Here is a 14,517-nt window from a genome sequence, read left to right on the forward strand (position 1 = left end):
GGTTTGCCGGGGAGGCGATTTACGAGCGCGATGCCTAGAGCTTGCCGGCGTCCTGGAGTATCTGCGTCGCCTTGGCGGCCGCCTCGTCCAGGGCCTGCTTGGACGTCTTGTCGCCGAGGATCGCCGCCTGCAACTCGGGGTAGACGGCGTTCGAGATCTCGATCCATTCCGGCGTCTGCGGCACCGCGAAGGCGTGCTTGGCTTCCTCCTGGAAGGCGGAGAGAACCTCCTTCTTGTAAGGATCGTTTTCAGCCTGCCTCAAGTCCCAGTCCCAAACCGCGGTGCGGGTCGGCAGCGGGCCGGCGGCGGCTTCCAGCTTCTGGCTGTCCTCGTTGGTCAGCCACCAGACCAGGGAGGCGGCGGCTTCCTTGTTGGCGCAGTTCTCGGTCACCGAGAAGCCGTGGAAACCGGACCAGCCGGTGCGCTTGCCGGAAGACCCCTTGGGCGCGACTTTCACGCCGACATTGCCGGCGACCTTCGAGGACTTCGGATCGTTGAAGAAACCGGCCCAGCCCGGCCAATCGAGGTTGATCGCCACGGTGCCCGAGGCAAAGCCCTGGCCGAGATCGTCCCAGAGATAGTTGGTGGTGCCGGCCGGCACCGCCTTGGCCTTGTAAAGGTTGACGAACCAGTCAAGTGCACGGATGCCGGCCTCGGAATTGAAGACGGGCTTGCCGTCCTTGTCGAGATATTCGCCGCCCTCGGCGACCACCATCTCGTAGAAGCGGCCGTTGATCGCCTCTTCCTTGCCGGCGAACTGCGTGCCGTAGAAATTGGGCGGGTTGGCGAAGAACTCGGCCTGGTCGGTGACTTCCTTCCAGGTGTCGGGCGGTGCAAGGTCGTAGCCGTATTTGGCCTTGAACTTGGTCTTGTTGTCGGCGTTCTCGTAGAGGCTCTTCTGGTAGTAGAGCGCCGAGACGTCGAACTGCGCGCGCGGCAGCATTTCCAGCTTGCCGTCGATGGTCGCGGCCTTGATCGTCGACGGCACGAAAGCGTCGATCTCTTCCTTCGGCAAGAGCTTGCTGAGGTCGGTGTAAAGGCCCGTATACTGCGGCGCGAAGGACGAATGGTTCCAGCCGACGCACCAGTTGGTGCTGCCCGAGGCGATGTCGGACTTCAATTCCTTGTCGATGTCGAAGCCGTTCTTCTTGGTCAGGATGTTGACCTTGGCGCCGGTCGCCTTCTCCCATTCGGGGATGCGCTCGTAGAGCTTTTCATATTGCTGGCCGCCGATCAGCTTCACGTCGATCGTCACGCCCGGAAATTTGCCGGGCAGATCGGCCGAAAACGCCGTGCCGCTCAGCAGCAGGCCAGCCAGGCCGGCGGAAATGCCTAGAACCAGTCTCGTCATGTTCTCCTCCCATGGGCTCGCAGCGACGGCCCGCCGAGTGCGTGACCGATCGCTTAAGCTTCATTCATATGCAAATAGCATTTTCATTCCCGGGTCAAGATGATTATGCTTCCAGCGGAATGAAGTTCATGCATATATGCAGATCGAAATTCACTGGAGGGGCAGATGGCAGAGGAAGAAGATGGGGACCGCTACCGCGCGCCGGCGCTCGACAAGGGCCTGGACATCCTCGAGCTCTTGTCGAGCGTGGATGGCGGGCTGACGCAGGCGGAGATCGCCAAGCGGCTCGACCGCAGCCCGAACGAGTTCTACCGGATGCTCGACCGGCTGGTGCGGCGCGGCTATGTCACCAAGATCGACGGCGACCGGTATTCGCTGACGCTCAAGCTGTTCGGGCTGGCGCAGCTGCACGCCCCTGTGCGCAGGCTGGTGTCCTACGCGACGCCGATCATGCGGGAACTGGCCGAAACCTCATGGCAGGCCAACCAATTGGTGGTGTTCGACCGCGGCGCGGCCGTGGTCATCGCGCAGCAGGAAGCGCCCCGCTATTGGGGCATTTCGATCCGCGTCGGCTCGCATATCAGCCTGTTCGACACCGGTTCCGGCCATGTGCTGCTCGCCTTCCGCTCACCCGAAGAGCGCAAGATGATGATCGCCGAGCATCTGCAGAGCACCGAACAGCTCAACCTGACGCCGGAGTTCTTCGCCCGCCTCGACCAGGTGCGCGACCGGGGCTACGAGATGATGGCATCGCTGCAGACCGCCGGCGTCTACAATCTTTCGACGCCGGTGCTAGGCCCTGACGGCAGAGCCATCGCGGCGCTGACCATCCCCTACATCACCCTGGTCAACGCGCCGACGGCGCCGGATATCACGCTGACGATTCGGCATCTGCAAGGCGCCGCCGCCAGGCTCTCGCAGCTCGCCGGATCCGATGTGCCGCAGTCGCAGTAATTTCTTATTTGAATAATGGATTTTTCGGCGGGATAGTGTCCTAGAGTGGGATGAACTCAAAAGCAGCCGGTCATTCCGCTCTAACGCCTTGTTTTTTGGAGCATGATCTTATCCGAAAAGTCTGCAACTTTTCGGGATCATTCTCCGGTCCACGGAGGATACGTCGCCATGATCATCGACACGCATCTGCATCTCATCGACCAGAGCGCGCTCCGCTATCCGTGGCTGGCCGGCGCGCCGGCGCTGAACCGCGATTTCTCCTATGAGGAATATGCCGCCGACGCGCGGCGCGTAGGCATCGAAGGCGTCCTGCATATGGAGGTCGATGTCGACCCAGCCGACATCGCCGCCGAGACGGCCTATGTGAAATCGGTCGCCAGCCGGGCCGGGAGCCTGCTTCGTGGAGCGATCGCCGCCTGCCGGCCGGAGGAGGCCGGTTTCGAGGCCTATCTGGAAACGGTCAGGGCCGATCCGTTCGTCAAGGGTTTCCGCCGCGTGCTGCATGTCGTGCCCGACGACCTGTCGGAAGGAGCGCTGTTTCGCCAGAACATCAAGCGGCTGGCCGGCACCGGCCTGACCTTCGACCTTGTGGTGCTGCCGCATCAGATCCCGAAGGCATTAGCGCTTGCCGACCTCGCGCCCGACGTCCAGTTCGTCCTCGACCATTGCGGCGTGCCCGACATCAAGGGCAATGCCGAGCATCCGTGGCGCGAGCATATGGAAGCAATCGCCAAGCGGCCGAACGTCACGGCCAAGATCTCCGGCGTCGTCGCCTATGCCGACCCGGCGACATGGACGGTCGAGACGCTCCGGCCCTATGTCGAGCACACGATCCATTGCTTCGGCTGGGATCGGGTGATCTGGGGCAGCGACTGGCCGGTCTGCACGCTGGGCGGCGGGCTGACGACCTGGGTTGCCGCCACCCATGCACTGCTTGCCGGCACGAGCGAGGCGGAGCGAGCCCGCCTGCTTTCGGGCAATGCGCGCCAGTTGTGGCGGCTTGGATAGGCAAAAAAGAGCTCGCCTGCAAACTAATCGCTGCCAGCGAGCATTTGCGCCGGCACACCGAGTTCTGGCCCGGCGTCGGCGAGCCGCTGATCAAGCGTATATATCGTGGCGCCATGCTCCGATGCGATGGCGAGATGCAGCGCGTCCCCTGCTCGAAGTCCAAGATCGTGCCGATCGGCAAACCTCGCTGCCGCCCGGAACTGCCCGCCCGTCACGCCCAGGACGGTAAAGCTCTCCGCGACAAGCCTATTAAACACGGCAAGCGCGGCGGCGCGCTGTTCCAGGCTGATTTGTCCTGTGCGTAGCTTGATCGCCATGGCGGACGACATCTCGGTGACGGTCCAGTCGCTAATGAGAAGCTGCGCCGGCTCCTGTTCCGTCAGCCAAGCCTGCACACGCGGCGTCATCGTTTCGTTCGAGAGAGCCGCCACGATAAGCGACGTGTCGAGATAGAGCATCAGTAGCGATCGCCATCCCGCATCGACCGGACGAGATCGGCGGCGCCCTGGGACTGGGCCGACATCGCTGCCGTCAGCGAGCGAAGCAGCGCGATATCGATCGGTTTGCGCGGCCCGACTACGGCAGTGAGTCGTGCGACCGGCTTGCCGCGACGAGTGATGTCGATCGAATCGCCCGCCTCGACCCGGTCGACCAGTTCGCTGAGGTGGGCCTTGGCATCGGCGAGATTGATCGCATTCATGTCACACTCCTGACCATGTAGATAGTCATATAGCGCATCGGGCTGGACAATTCCAGAACGATGCTTCTCTGCGATCAACTGACGGCTGGGCCAGCCTCTGTAACCCCAAAGTGTCGTACGCTAAGTCGCCCAAGCGCGACATTTTACGAGGGCGACCAGGAATCAAACAGCTTGCCGCTCGATCTAAACCGTCGTGCGAACGTGGCGCTCGCGGCCGTAGAGCGAGACCAGAAGCAGGATGACCAGGCCGAGCGCGGCCTGCACCGTCGACGGCCGGAAGCCGAGGCCGATCAGCAGCGTGTTGATTTCGGTCAGCACCAGGACGCCGGCGATGGTGCCGAGATAGCTGCCGCGGCCGCCGACAAGCGCCGCGCCGCCGACCACGACGGCGGCGATCGTCTGGAAGAGATAGGGCTGGCCGACATCGCCATAGGCCGAGCCGGTGAAGCCGAGCAGCAACACGCCGGCGACAGCCGCGAAGAAGGCGCTGGCCGCATAGGTGACGACCCACATGCGCAACGGATCGATCAGCGCCAGGGGCGCTGCCTCCGGGTTGCTGCCGACCGCGTAGAGCCGGCGGCCATAGGGCGTGCGGGCAAGCACCAGCACGATCAGCGCCGTCAGTACCACGAGGCAAGGCACCAGCAAGGGCACGGGCAAGGGACCGACCGAGCCGCCGATCGAGACGAAGCTGGACACGGCCTGCGGCGCCGAGCCGGATGGAAAACCGCCGGTCCACAACAGTACGGCGCCCTGGACGATCATGCCGATGCCGAGCGTGACGATCAGCGGATGGATGTTGAGCCCGCGCGAGATCAGCCCGTTCAGCGCCCCGATGGCGACGGCAAGGACACCGACGACAACGCAGACCAGGGCGAAGTTCCAGCCCTGGCCGTAAAGCTGCGCCGCCACGACGTTGGCGAAGCCGATGACGAAGGGGATGGAAAGATCGATGCCGCCGAGGATGACGACCAGCGTCTGGCCGATCGAAGCCACCGCCAGCAGCGAGGCGATGACCAGCAGCGCGCGGATGGCGAAGGGCGCCGAATAGCCGGGGATGAGCAGCGTGCCGACGATCTGCAGCAGCAGCGCCATGAGGAAGGCACCGGCGATGCGGGCGTTGGTGGACTGGAACCAGTTGCTTATCATCCCGGTCAGCCTTTCCGCCTCGACAGCCGTTCCTGCACCGCCGTCAACACCACGGCGATAACGAGGATCAGGCCATAGGCGATCTGCAGCACATAGGTTGAAACGTTGAAGGTTGTGAGCAGGCTCTGCAGCAGGAAGATGTCGATGGCGCCGATCGCGGCACCGCCAAGCCCGCCGCGCCCGCCGGCGAGGCTGACGCCGCCGAGCGCCACGGCGGCAATCGCAATCAGCGTGTAGGTCGGGCCGATATTGGGGTCGGCCGAGCCGATCAGCGCGGTGAGCATCAGCCCAGCCGCGGCGGCGAAGATTCCGGTCAGGACATAGGCGATGAGCCGCACCTTGGTCACCGGCACTCCGGCGGTATAGGCGGCGCGGTCGTCGCTGCCGACGGCCATCAGCAGGTCGCAATAGGGCGTTCGGCGCACCAGGAGCCAGCACAGGCCGATCAGCGCCAGCGGTAGGATCGAGAGCGGCCCGGCCATCGCCTTCAGCCAGTCCGGCGCGGGGCCGATCGGCGCCGGCAGGATGGTGAGCGTGACGCCGGTCAGAATCAGATAGGTGCCAAGCGTCGCCACGATCGGTTGAATGCGCAGGATCGTGGCGAGCACACCGTTCGCGGCGCCGACCGCCGCGCCAACCAGCAGAGCCGCGGGAACAATGATCCACGGTGACGAGATGCCGAGATTGAGGAACAGCACCTGGATGACCAAAGCATTGACGAAGCCCATGAGCGGACCGACGGAGATATCGATGCCGCCGCGTCCCGCCAGGACGACCGGGGCGGAGGCGACGGCCGCGCCGATCAGCGGTGCGGCCAGCCCCAGCAGCGTGCCCCAGGATGAAGGCTGAAAGCGCGCCGGGTTGAGCGTGACGTTGAGCACGAGCAGGACGACAAGCATCACCACGGCAAAGCCGACGCCACGGAGCTTGCGAAGGACCGGGCTCATGCGGCGCGCCCGAACATGGCGGCAATCACGGTGTCGGTGGTCATCTCCGCGCCCGCGAACTCGGCCGACACGCGCTGCTCGCGGAACACCAGCACGCGGTGGCAGAGAAGCAATATCTCCTCGATCTCGCTGGACAGGATCACCAGGGCCATGCCCTCGGCGGCGAGGCCACGGAAGACGTCATAAAGCACATGGCGGGTCGCCACGTCGACGCCACGCGTCGGATCGTTGAGCAGAAGGAAGTTCGGCTCCAGCGCAAGCGCCCGGGCGAGCAGCACCTTCTGCTGGTTGCCGCCGGACAGCGTCGTTATGGCCGCATCCGGACGCGGCGCGACGATGCCGAGTTTCTGCCTGTAGGTCTCATAGCGACGACGGCGTGCCGCGAAGTTCAAGAAGCCGAAGCGGCGGTCGTTCGACACGGTGGAGATGGCGAAATTGTCGAGCACCGACTGCGTCGGGAAAATGCCGGTCGAACGGCGGTCGCGCGGCAGATAGGCGATGCCGCCGGCGACGGCCTTGCGGAAGCTGGTGATCGACCCCGCCTTGCCGTCGACTGCGATCTCGCCGGCGACTGGCCGCTCGAGCCCGGCCAGCGCGCGCAGGAAGCGTTCCTGGCCGTGGCCGTCGAGCCCGGCAAGACCGACAATCTCGCCCGCCGCGATCGTCAGACTGATCGGATCGACACCGGGAGCGATGACGAGCTCCCGCACACGGAGGGCCTTTGCATCAGCCATGCGCCAGCTCCGCGGCCGTCTGCGGCGCCATCGCCGCCAGGAGCTCGGCCGGCGTCGAAACACCGCGCTCCTCGGTCTTCACCACTCGGCCGGCGCGCAGGATGGATATCCGGTCGGACAAAGCCATCACCTCGTCCATGCGGTGGGTGATGAACAGGATCAGCGTGCCCGCCCCAGCCACGGCGCGCATCAGCGCGAAGACCGACTCGCGATCGGCGAAGTCGAGCGCCGCCGTCACCTCGTCGAGGATCAGGACACGCGGGTTGCGGATGACGGCGCGGGCAAGCACGACAAGCTGTCGCGCGGCAAGCGGCAGCTCGCCGCATGGCCGGTCGAGATCGATCGGCGTCACCGCGAAGCGGCCGAGCGCGGCCTGCGCCCGGGCCCGTCGCTCGTCGCGCGGCACGCCTCGTCGCCAAAGACCGTCCAGGCCAAGCAGGATGTTGTCGGTCACCGAACGATCGGGCGCGACCAGCACCTCCTGGAAGACGGTAGCAAAGCCAGCGGCCTGGAAGGCGGCGGGCTGTGTGCCGGAAAACGCCTTGCCGCCCAGCAGGATCGCACCGCCATCCGGCTGCACGATGCCGGACAACAGTTTCACCAGCGTGCTCTTGCCCGAGCCATTCTCGCCGAGGATCGTATGGATCGTGCCGGGATGGAAGGCGATCGACGCCTCGGCCAGCGCGACGGTTTCGCCATAGCGCTTGGAAACGCCTTGGACTTCGAGCATGTCTCTTTCCAAAAACGGAGAAGCCGGCCCTTAGAGCGTTTCACCGTTTCATGGAAACGGCAAACCGCTCTATCTTTTCGTTTTGACGCAATTCCGGACGGAAAACCGTTTCACACTTTTCCTGGAATTGCTCTAGCGAGAGCCGGCTTCGCAAAACATCACTTGGCGCAGGCGTCCGGCACCTTGGAATAATCCCAGCCCTTGGTGGGCGCGGGATTGGCGAAATAGGCGTCGAGCACGTCCTCGGGCATCGGGTCCGTCGGCGGCACCGGGAAGACCGAAACGGCATCCGGCGTCATGCAGTCCTTGTACCATTTGTCGAGCTCGGCGGCATGCACCGGCGGGATCGGGATCAGCAGCGTGTTGAGCTTCGGCTTCTGCCCGTCGAGCATGCGCTCACCGACGCGAAACAGCGTCTGCGCGGTCCAGCCCGGCAGCACGGCATGGCCCTCGAAGCGGTATTTGTCGGGATTGGCTTTCCAGTAGCCGAGCGCGTCGCCGGTGATCGAGCCGGTGATCAGCGGCGCCGGCCGACCGGCTTCGGCGAAGGCTTCGGCCACGACGCGGCTTTCGGAGCCGGTCGTCCACACCGCGTCGATCGGCGCCGGATTGGTGGCGATGGCCTGCAACACCACGGTCTTGGTGACGTTGGCCGTCCAGTTGCCGTTGACGGTGCGCGCGACCTTGAGGCCCTTGTTCTCGCCAAGCGCCTTGTCGGCGCCCTGCTTTTCCTGGACCACGATCGGATGACCGGCGATGCCCTCCACCACCAGCACGCTGGCGTCGGGCTTTGCCTTGCCGATCGCCGTCATCATGTCATAGCCCCAGCGGGCATAGTTGGAATCGACATTGATGGCGTTGGGGCTGGTGATCGAGCCCGCCGCGGTGATGAAGGGGATGCCAGCCTTGGCGGCGGCATCCACGGCATCGTCGAGCGCCGTCGCCGAGCCCGGGATCGAGGTGATGATCGAACATTTCTTGTCGATGAAGGCACGGATCTGGTTGATCTGCTGGCTCGGGTCGTTGTTCGAATCCGACACTTCGAAGCTCGATACCGTGCCGTCGGCGATCAGGCCCTCGACCAGCCGCTTCAGCTCCTTGGTGACCGACACGCGCCACGGATTGCCCTGGTAGCTCTCCGAGTGGCACCATTTCCACGGCTTGGCCGGCGGCGTGAAATTATCCCAGGCCGACGGCAGCACTTTCTGCGGCGCACCGTCATACTGCGCCTTGAGATCGGCAGGCAGGCCGTCGATCACCGACTTCACGTCGGCGGCATGGGCGGCGAACGGGATCGAGACTATGGCGGTTGCGGCGAGCAGGCCGCGTATCAGGCTGGTCATTTTTTCCTCCCTTGGTGCACCAGAAACTAGCCGGCGGCGGCCGGCGCGAAACTTTCCCTGAACAGGCGATTGATGTCGGCGACGACTTGGCCGGCGTCCTGCCTGCCGGCAAGGCCTTCATTGATGCGGTCCGAAGCCTGCTGTTGGAACGCCATGTAGCCGTCGTGGCGCGGGCGGACCCAGGCGCCTTCGAGCGTCGCCCTCGTGTCGCGATAGAAGTGGCCGGTCGCGGCGTTGACGGCATCGTCCTCCCAGGCCGCGGCATGGCCGGGCTGGCCGCCGGCGGCTGTGTAAGGCCCGCGCTGCACGTCGCCGCTGGCGATCCAGTAGGCGAAGTCGATCGCCGCCTCGCGCGCGGCGGAAAAGGCCGAGACGGCAATACCGGTTCCGCCAAGCGCCGAGCCGATCGGGCCGTTGCCGCCGGCGACCGGCATATTGGCGAAGGCAAGACGGCGCGGTCGGAAACCCGCCACCGCATAGGGAACATAACCGTAGATCAGTGGCGCGCAGGCGATGCGGGAATTGGCTTCCGCCATCCCTTCAAACACCGCGATCGGGTCCATGGTCAGGCATGCGGGATCGACGAGCGCCGCGATCTCGCGCAGCATCTCGAAGGCGGTTTCGCCGGTCTCGCCATCGATAAGGTCGACCGAACCGTCGACGATGCACGGCCGGCCAAGATCGGCGGCCAATGTGTAGAAGCACATCAGCGAATGCGGCGGCCGGAGCGGCAAGAGAACGCGGCCCTGCTCGGCAAGCGCCAGCACTTCGGTCCAGATCGCCGGCGCGGCTTCGATCAGATCCGGCCGCCAGGCCTGAACCTGGGTCGCGGCATCGATCGGAAACGCCCATTGCCGGCCCTGCCAGGTGTAACTCGGATAGGATTGGCCGACGCTTCCGGCGGCGAGTGCCTTGCGTTCCGCCTCGCGTCCCGGCACATCGAGCGGCGCCAGACACTTTTCGGCGGTGATCTGGCCGACATGCGGATGGTCGATAACGATCAGATCATAGGCGCGGGCGAGTTCTTCCACCGGGAAGGATTCGAAATCCTGCAGCGAGCGCTTTTCCCATTCGATCGAAACGCCGGTCTTTTCCTTCCATAGCGCCGAGCACGCCACCATCGGATCGTAACCGCGCGGATGGCTCCAGGTCATGCCTTTCAGCCGGATCACAGGCCGAACTCCGCGCGAATCCTGTCGCTGTGCTCGCCGATGCGCGGGGCGGCGCGATCCACCCTGGCGCGCGCGCCATCGACGCGCAGCGGCGTGCGGGTGGTTAGGATCGAGACATTGTCCTCGCGCGTCACGGTCTGCAGCATGTCGAGCGTCTTGAAGCCGTCGCTTTCCATCAGTTCCGGCCAGGTCAGCACATTGGCGCACCAGACATCGGCGGGCTCGAGGATGGCCAGCCATTCGTCGATGGTCTTTTGCCCGATGCGCCTGGCGACGATCGCCTTGATCTCGTCGCGGGCGGTGAACCAGGTCGCCGGCTTGTCGCGGAACGGGTCGAGTTCGGGCAGTTCGAGCAGGTCGGCAATCTTCGGGATCGGCGTCATGGCAATCGCCAGATAGCCGTCCTTGGCAGGATAGACGCCGTAGGGCGCCGACAGATAGGCATGCGCGCTGCGGAAGGACGAGCGCTTCGGCAGACGGCGGCCGTCGTTGAGATGCGTGGTCAGCACCTCGAACTGGAAATCGATCAGCGCCTCGAGGAGGCTGGTCTCGACATGGCCACCCTCACCGGTGATGCCGCGCCGCACCAGCTTGGCGAGGATGCCTTGCGCGCAGGCAGCGCCCGCCAGCATGTCGGCGATCGCCAGGCCGAACGGCACCGGTCCCTGCTCCTCGTCGCCGTTCAGCCACATCACGCCGGAACGGGCCTGGGCGAGCAGATCCTGCCCCGGGCGCTTGACCCAGGGACCGTCCTCGCCATAGCCGCTGATCGAGGCGTAGACGAGCCGGGGGTTGATCGTTCTCACATGCTCATAGTCGAGGCCGAGCCGCTCGATGACACCCGGCCGGAAATTCTGGATGAGCACGTCGGCCCTGGCGATCAGCGCGCGCAACATCGCAAGATCGGCCTCGTTCTTGAGGTCGACGGCCAGGCTCTCCTTGCCGCGGTTGATGGCGTGGAAAATGGTGGAATCGCCACCGATCTCGGTGTCGCTGAGATAGAGCCGGCGCGACAGGTCACCGCCATCGGGCCGCTCGATCTTGATGACGCGCGCGCCGAGGTCGAGCAGGCGCAGCGAGCAATAGGGTCCCGACAGGAACTGGCTCATGTCGACGACGACGAGGCCGGTCAGCGGAAGTTCGTTTTCAGCGGCCACGGTTCACTTCTCTGTCTTGCCGACGAAATCGGTCGGGTTCTTGTATTTCACCGTCTGCAGATGCTCGCAGTAGAGCACCAGCTCTCCTTCACCCTTGAAGACTTCATAGCTGGCGCGGATCAGGCCCATGTCCTGGTAGCGTGGCTTTTTGTCGAGGTTGGTTCGGATCGAATAGATGGTGTCGCCGATGAAGACCGGCTTGATGAATCTGAGCTTGTCATAGCCATAGGAAAAGGCGTTGATGCAATTGGTGGCGACGAGGCCGAGCCCGGCCGAAAAGACGAAGGCGCCCGCCACCAGCCGCCGGCCGAAAATGCCTTCCTTCTCGGCGAACATCTGGTCCTGCACGTAAGGATGGATGTCCAGCACCAGCGCATTGAACATATGGCTTTCGCCCTCGGCGATGGTGCGGCGGAGCGAACGGATTTTGTGGCCGGCCTGCCAGTCCTCGTAGAACCAGTTTTCCGAATTCCAGACAGGGATTTCGGCATGCGCCTCAGGCATGTCGGCAGGATGAGTCGAGGCGACGCCGACGGTCGGCGCGAATGCGCTCATGATCCTCTCCGGAAGCTTCCGGCGCGGTCTGCAAGGCGGTTCCGGGCACGATTCCGGATGGCGAGACGCATGTCGCTTTTCCTCCCGTCAATTTTCTTTTGTGAATAATATTTTCACATATGGGATTGCCTTGCAAGCGACGATCGGCGAAATTTTTGGAAAGCCGGCACGAGCGCAGCAGCGTCGGCGATGGGAGGAAGATCGATGCAAAGCGCGTGTCTTGTCTTTGTCGGCAGCCTCAACCGCGAGGCTCCCTATTTCCAGGGCGCGCGCGGCGTCGGCCTCGGCGTCTACGCCTTCGACGAGGCTACGCTTGCCGTGCAAAAGCTTGCCGAGACCGACGAGGTCGACAACCCGACCTTCCTGTCGGTGACGCCGGACGGGACGCGCATCTTTGCCAACTCGGAAGTCTTCGCCTGGCGCGAGGGAACGGTCACGGCCTATCGCTTCGAGCGCGCGACCAATTCACTCGCCTATATCAACAAGCAGCCGTCGCTTGGCAGCATCACCGCGCACAACACGATCACCCGCGACGGCAGCAAGCTTCTGGTCGCGAATTACGGCATGGGAAGCGGCGGCCCCGACAAGGCGGTCGCTGTGTTCGGCTTCGCGGCCGACGGCGGCCTGACCGCGCCGCTGGCGAGCGTGGCGCATTCCGGCATCGGCCCCAACGCCGACCGGCAGGAGCGATCGCACGCCCACAGCGTCACCGAAACCGTTGAGGGCGGCGTTGCCATCGTCGCCGATCTCGGCATCGACCAGCTGGTCTCCTACCGGATAGAGCCCGACGGCACGCTGATGAAGCTCGCTTCCTCGGCGCTGGCGCCCGGCGCCGGGCCGCGTCACGTCGCGCTGCATCCGAACGGCCGCTTCGTCTTCGTCATGAACGAGCTGGACTCGACGGTGGTGTCGCTGGCGCTTGAGCCGTCTTCAGGCAGGCTTGAACTCATCGACACCAAGCCGGCGGTTCCAGAGCAGGCTCGCGCGCATAATCACTGCGCCGACATCCAGATCTCGCCCGACGGCCGCTTTCTCTACGGCTCCAACAGAGGCCATGACAGCGTCGCCATCTTCGCCGTCGACCAGCTGTCTGGGAAATTGGAGCTGGTCGACTTCGCGCCTTGCGGCGGCGCGACACCGCGCAACCTCGCGCTGACGCCATCGGGCAGGCATCTGTTTTCGGCCAACCAGAACGCCGACCGCATCTCGATCTTCGCCCGCGACGAGACGAGCGGCCGGCTGACCGACACCGGCCACGCCATCGAAATCGGAACGCCGATGTGCGTGCGGATCACGCGGGACCCGCTTTGATCCTAATGCATGTCGCCCAGAAGTGCGCAGCGGTTCTGGGACAACGACATGCATCAAAACAAAGACCTAAAAGCGCGTCGTCTAAATCCGTTCAGCGCGACGCGCTTTAGTGACTGACTTTGCTCACTGGCCGACCCGGGCGAACGAGCCGGTATAGGTCTGGCCGGCAAGCGCGTAGGTAACGTTGAGTGTTCCTGGCGACGGCATCGTGGCCGTGATGTCGGCGCCGTTCGGCAGCCGCCCGAGCTTCAACGTGTTGCCGGAAATCCTGCCGGAGCCGTCGGCGACGCCCGGCTTGTTGTCGGCCAAGTCGCCCCATGCGTAGCTGGCCGTCACCTGCCCGCCCGAGGACACGGTCAGCACCGCCAGCTTGCCGTCATACATGCCGTTGAGCTGCCCGGCCCATATCCCGGAAAATGCGGCGTATCTGGCCGGAACGCCCTTGCCGGGGGGAACGACCGCGACTGTCTGATCCAGCACGGCCGAATTCAGCGAGGCCGGAGCGGGAACAGCGGCCGGAGCGGGTTGCGGGTCGGCAACAGGCTGTGTGTCTGGAGTCGATTGGCAAGCAGCAAGCGCGAATAGCGCGACGCCAAGCGTGAGCAACAGACTGTTTGGTGGAGCCAATCGGAATCGAACCGACGACCTCTTGAATGCCATTCAAGCGCTCTCCCAACTGAGCTATGGCCCCACTCCCGGCAGTCAGCCGGCGCCGTTTCCGGCGAAGAGATCCGGCGCGGTCGGGAACCGCGCCGTCGTTTAGTGCTGGCGGCTTCTAGCGCCGCCTTCGGTCAAGATCAAGCCTTGAAAAGCCGCTTTTTCGTCACAGGCCAAAATGGCCGGCAAACGAAATCAGACTTCGTCATCGTCGTCGCCGACGCCGATCATATCGGCGACGTCATCGTCCTCTTCCTCTTCGTCGGCAAGGAAGGTGTCGTCCTCATCGTCGCCGAGATCGACATCTTCTTCATCATCGCCAAGATCGGGAAGATCGTCGCCGCCGCCCTTGGCCTCGTCATCGGCCTCCTCGAGCGAGACGACTTCGGCGCCTTCCTCTTCGTCGGCGTCCACTTCCTTCTCGGCGACTTCCTCATCTTCCTCGACGGCGGAAATCTTGCCTTCGTCGAAATAGGAGCGTGGATAGCTCTTGCCGGTATAAGGCGAGACGATCGGGTCCTTGTTGAGATCGTAGAATTTCCGACCCGTTTCGGGGTCGACACGCTTGGTGCCAAGTTCAGCTTTTGCCACAGTAGGCCTCGTCAATAAAAGAGTGGTCCCCATAACCGCAGTTTTGAGCGCTGTCAAAGCCAAAAGCCGGCATTGTAAAATGCTCGTATTCGAAGGCCTCGCACAAGGGGATGACCATTGCAACGCACCGTGATACGAGACCGCCGCACCATGACGAA

16 protein-coding genes and 1 tRNA gene are annotated in these 14,517 nt (G+C 64.2%); 3 read left to right on the forward strand and 14 right to left on the reverse strand.

Annotation, left to right across the window (positions count from 1 at the left end):
• Positions 1–34: 34 nt before the first annotated feature.
• The gene (locus FJ430_RS01460) at positions 35–1,351 is read right to left on the reverse strand and encodes an ABC transporter substrate-binding protein (protein ID WP_140702335.1); all 1,317 of its coding nucleotides are present in this window, start codon (positions 1,349–1,351) and stop codon (positions 35–37) included.
• Between the two features lie 165 nt (positions 1,352–1,516).
• On the opposite strand from FJ430_RS01460, the gene FJ430_RS01465 reads away from it, so the two are divergent.
• On the forward strand, positions 1,517–2,305 hold the full coding sequence (locus FJ430_RS01465) for an IclR family transcriptional regulator (RefSeq protein WP_140650558.1): 789 nt from the start codon (positions 1,517–1,519) through the stop codon (positions 2,303–2,305).
• A 168-nt stretch (positions 2,306–2,473) separates the two neighbouring features.
• A complete protein-coding gene (locus tag FJ430_RS01470; RefSeq protein WP_140702333.1) occupies positions 2,474–3,313 on the forward strand; it encodes an amidohydrolase family protein in 840 nt (279 codons plus the stop codon).
• Between the two features lie 23 nt (positions 3,314–3,336).
• Here the strand turns inward: FJ430_RS01470 and FJ430_RS01475 are convergent, their stop codons facing one another.
• The 10 genes from FJ430_RS01475 to FJ430_RS01520 all read right to left on the reverse strand — a co-directional run bounded on the left by FJ430_RS01475 (position 3,337) and on the right by FJ430_RS01520 (position 11,800).
• Entirely contained in the window at positions 3,337–3,771 is a 435-nt protein-coding gene (locus FJ430_RS01475) for a type II toxin-antitoxin system VapC family toxin (RefSeq protein ID WP_140702331.1), read from the reverse strand.
• Positions 3,771–4,013: a type II toxin-antitoxin system Phd/YefM family antitoxin gene (locus FJ430_RS01480; RefSeq protein ID WP_140650566.1), complete on the reverse strand. Its 243-nt coding sequence runs from the start codon at positions 4,011–4,013 to the stop codon at positions 3,771–3,773. Before FJ430_RS01480 ends, FJ430_RS01475 begins: the two co-directional genes overlap by 1 nt.
• Positions 4,014–4,196: 183 nt before the next feature.
• Positions 4,197–5,162 (reverse strand): ABC transporter permease, encoded by a 966-nt coding sequence (locus FJ430_RS01485; protein ID WP_140644760.1) that lies wholly within the window; start codon positions 5,160–5,162, stop codon positions 4,197–4,199.
• A gap of 5 nt (positions 5,163–5,167) precedes the next feature.
• Positions 5,168–6,109 carry an ABC transporter permease gene (locus FJ430_RS01490; protein WP_140702329.1) on the reverse strand — a complete coding sequence of 314 codons (942 nt, stop codon included), beginning with the start codon at positions 6,107–6,109 and terminating at the stop codon, positions 5,168–5,170.
• Entirely contained in the window at positions 6,106–6,843 is a 738-nt protein-coding gene (locus FJ430_RS01495) for an ATP-binding cassette domain-containing protein (RefSeq protein ID WP_140702326.1), read from the reverse strand. The genes FJ430_RS01490 and FJ430_RS01495 overlap by 4 nt, the downstream gene beginning before the upstream one ends.
• Entirely contained in the window at positions 6,836–7,573 is a 738-nt protein-coding gene (locus FJ430_RS01500) for an ATP-binding cassette domain-containing protein (protein ID WP_140702324.1), read from the reverse strand. The genes FJ430_RS01495 and FJ430_RS01500 overlap by 8 nt, the downstream gene beginning before the upstream one ends.
• A 158-nt stretch (positions 7,574–7,731) precedes the next feature.
• Entirely contained in the window at positions 7,732–8,916 is a 1,185-nt protein-coding gene (locus FJ430_RS01505; protein ID WP_140702322.1) for a substrate-binding domain-containing protein, read from the reverse strand.
• A 26-nt stretch (positions 8,917–8,942) separates the two neighbouring features.
• Complete coding sequence (locus tag FJ430_RS01510) at positions 8,943–10,070, reverse strand: extracellular solute-binding protein (RefSeq protein WP_140702852.1); 1,128 nt, start codon at positions 10,068–10,070, stop codon at positions 8,943–8,945.
• A 14-nt stretch (positions 10,071–10,084) separates the two neighbouring features.
• Positions 10,085–11,245, reverse strand: a complete 1,161-nt coding sequence (locus FJ430_RS01515; RefSeq protein ID WP_140702320.1) for a CaiB/BaiF CoA transferase family protein — start codon at positions 11,243–11,245, stop codon at positions 10,085–10,087.
• Positions 11,246–11,248: 3 nt separating this feature from the next.
• On the reverse strand, positions 11,249–11,800 hold the full coding sequence (locus FJ430_RS01520) for a MaoC family dehydratase (RefSeq protein WP_140702317.1): 552 nt from the start codon (positions 11,798–11,800) through the stop codon (positions 11,249–11,251).
• Positions 11,801–12,004: 204 nt separating this feature from the next.
• On the opposite strand from FJ430_RS01520, the gene FJ430_RS01525 reads away from it, so the two are divergent.
• Positions 12,005–13,111, forward strand: coding sequence for a lactonase family protein (locus FJ430_RS01525; protein WP_140702315.1), 1,107 nt, complete (start codon positions 12,005–12,007; stop codon positions 13,109–13,111).
• A gap of 123 nt (positions 13,112–13,234) precedes the next feature.
• Here FJ430_RS01525 and FJ430_RS01530 read toward each other — a convergent pair whose 3' ends face one another.
• From FJ430_RS01530 to FJ430_RS01540, 3 genes are all read right to left on the reverse strand, one after another.
• A complete protein-coding gene (locus tag FJ430_RS01530; protein ID WP_226892034.1) occupies positions 13,235–13,591 on the reverse strand; it encodes a hypothetical protein in 357 nt (118 codons plus the stop codon).
• A 135-nt stretch (positions 13,592–13,726) separates the two neighbouring features.
• Positions 13,727–13,802: transfer RNA gene (locus FJ430_RS01535), tRNA-Ala, on the reverse strand.
• Positions 13,803–13,963: 161 nt separating this feature from the next.
• Positions 13,964–14,359, reverse strand: coding sequence for a TIGR02300 family protein (locus FJ430_RS01540; RefSeq protein WP_140650589.1), 396 nt, complete (start codon positions 14,357–14,359; stop codon positions 13,964–13,966).
• Between the last annotated feature and the right edge of the window lie 158 nt (positions 14,360–14,517).

This window comes from Mesorhizobium sp. B2-8-5 (assembly GCF_006440675.2).
GTDB lineage: Bacteria > Pseudomonadota > Alphaproteobacteria > Rhizobiales > Rhizobiaceae > Mesorhizobium.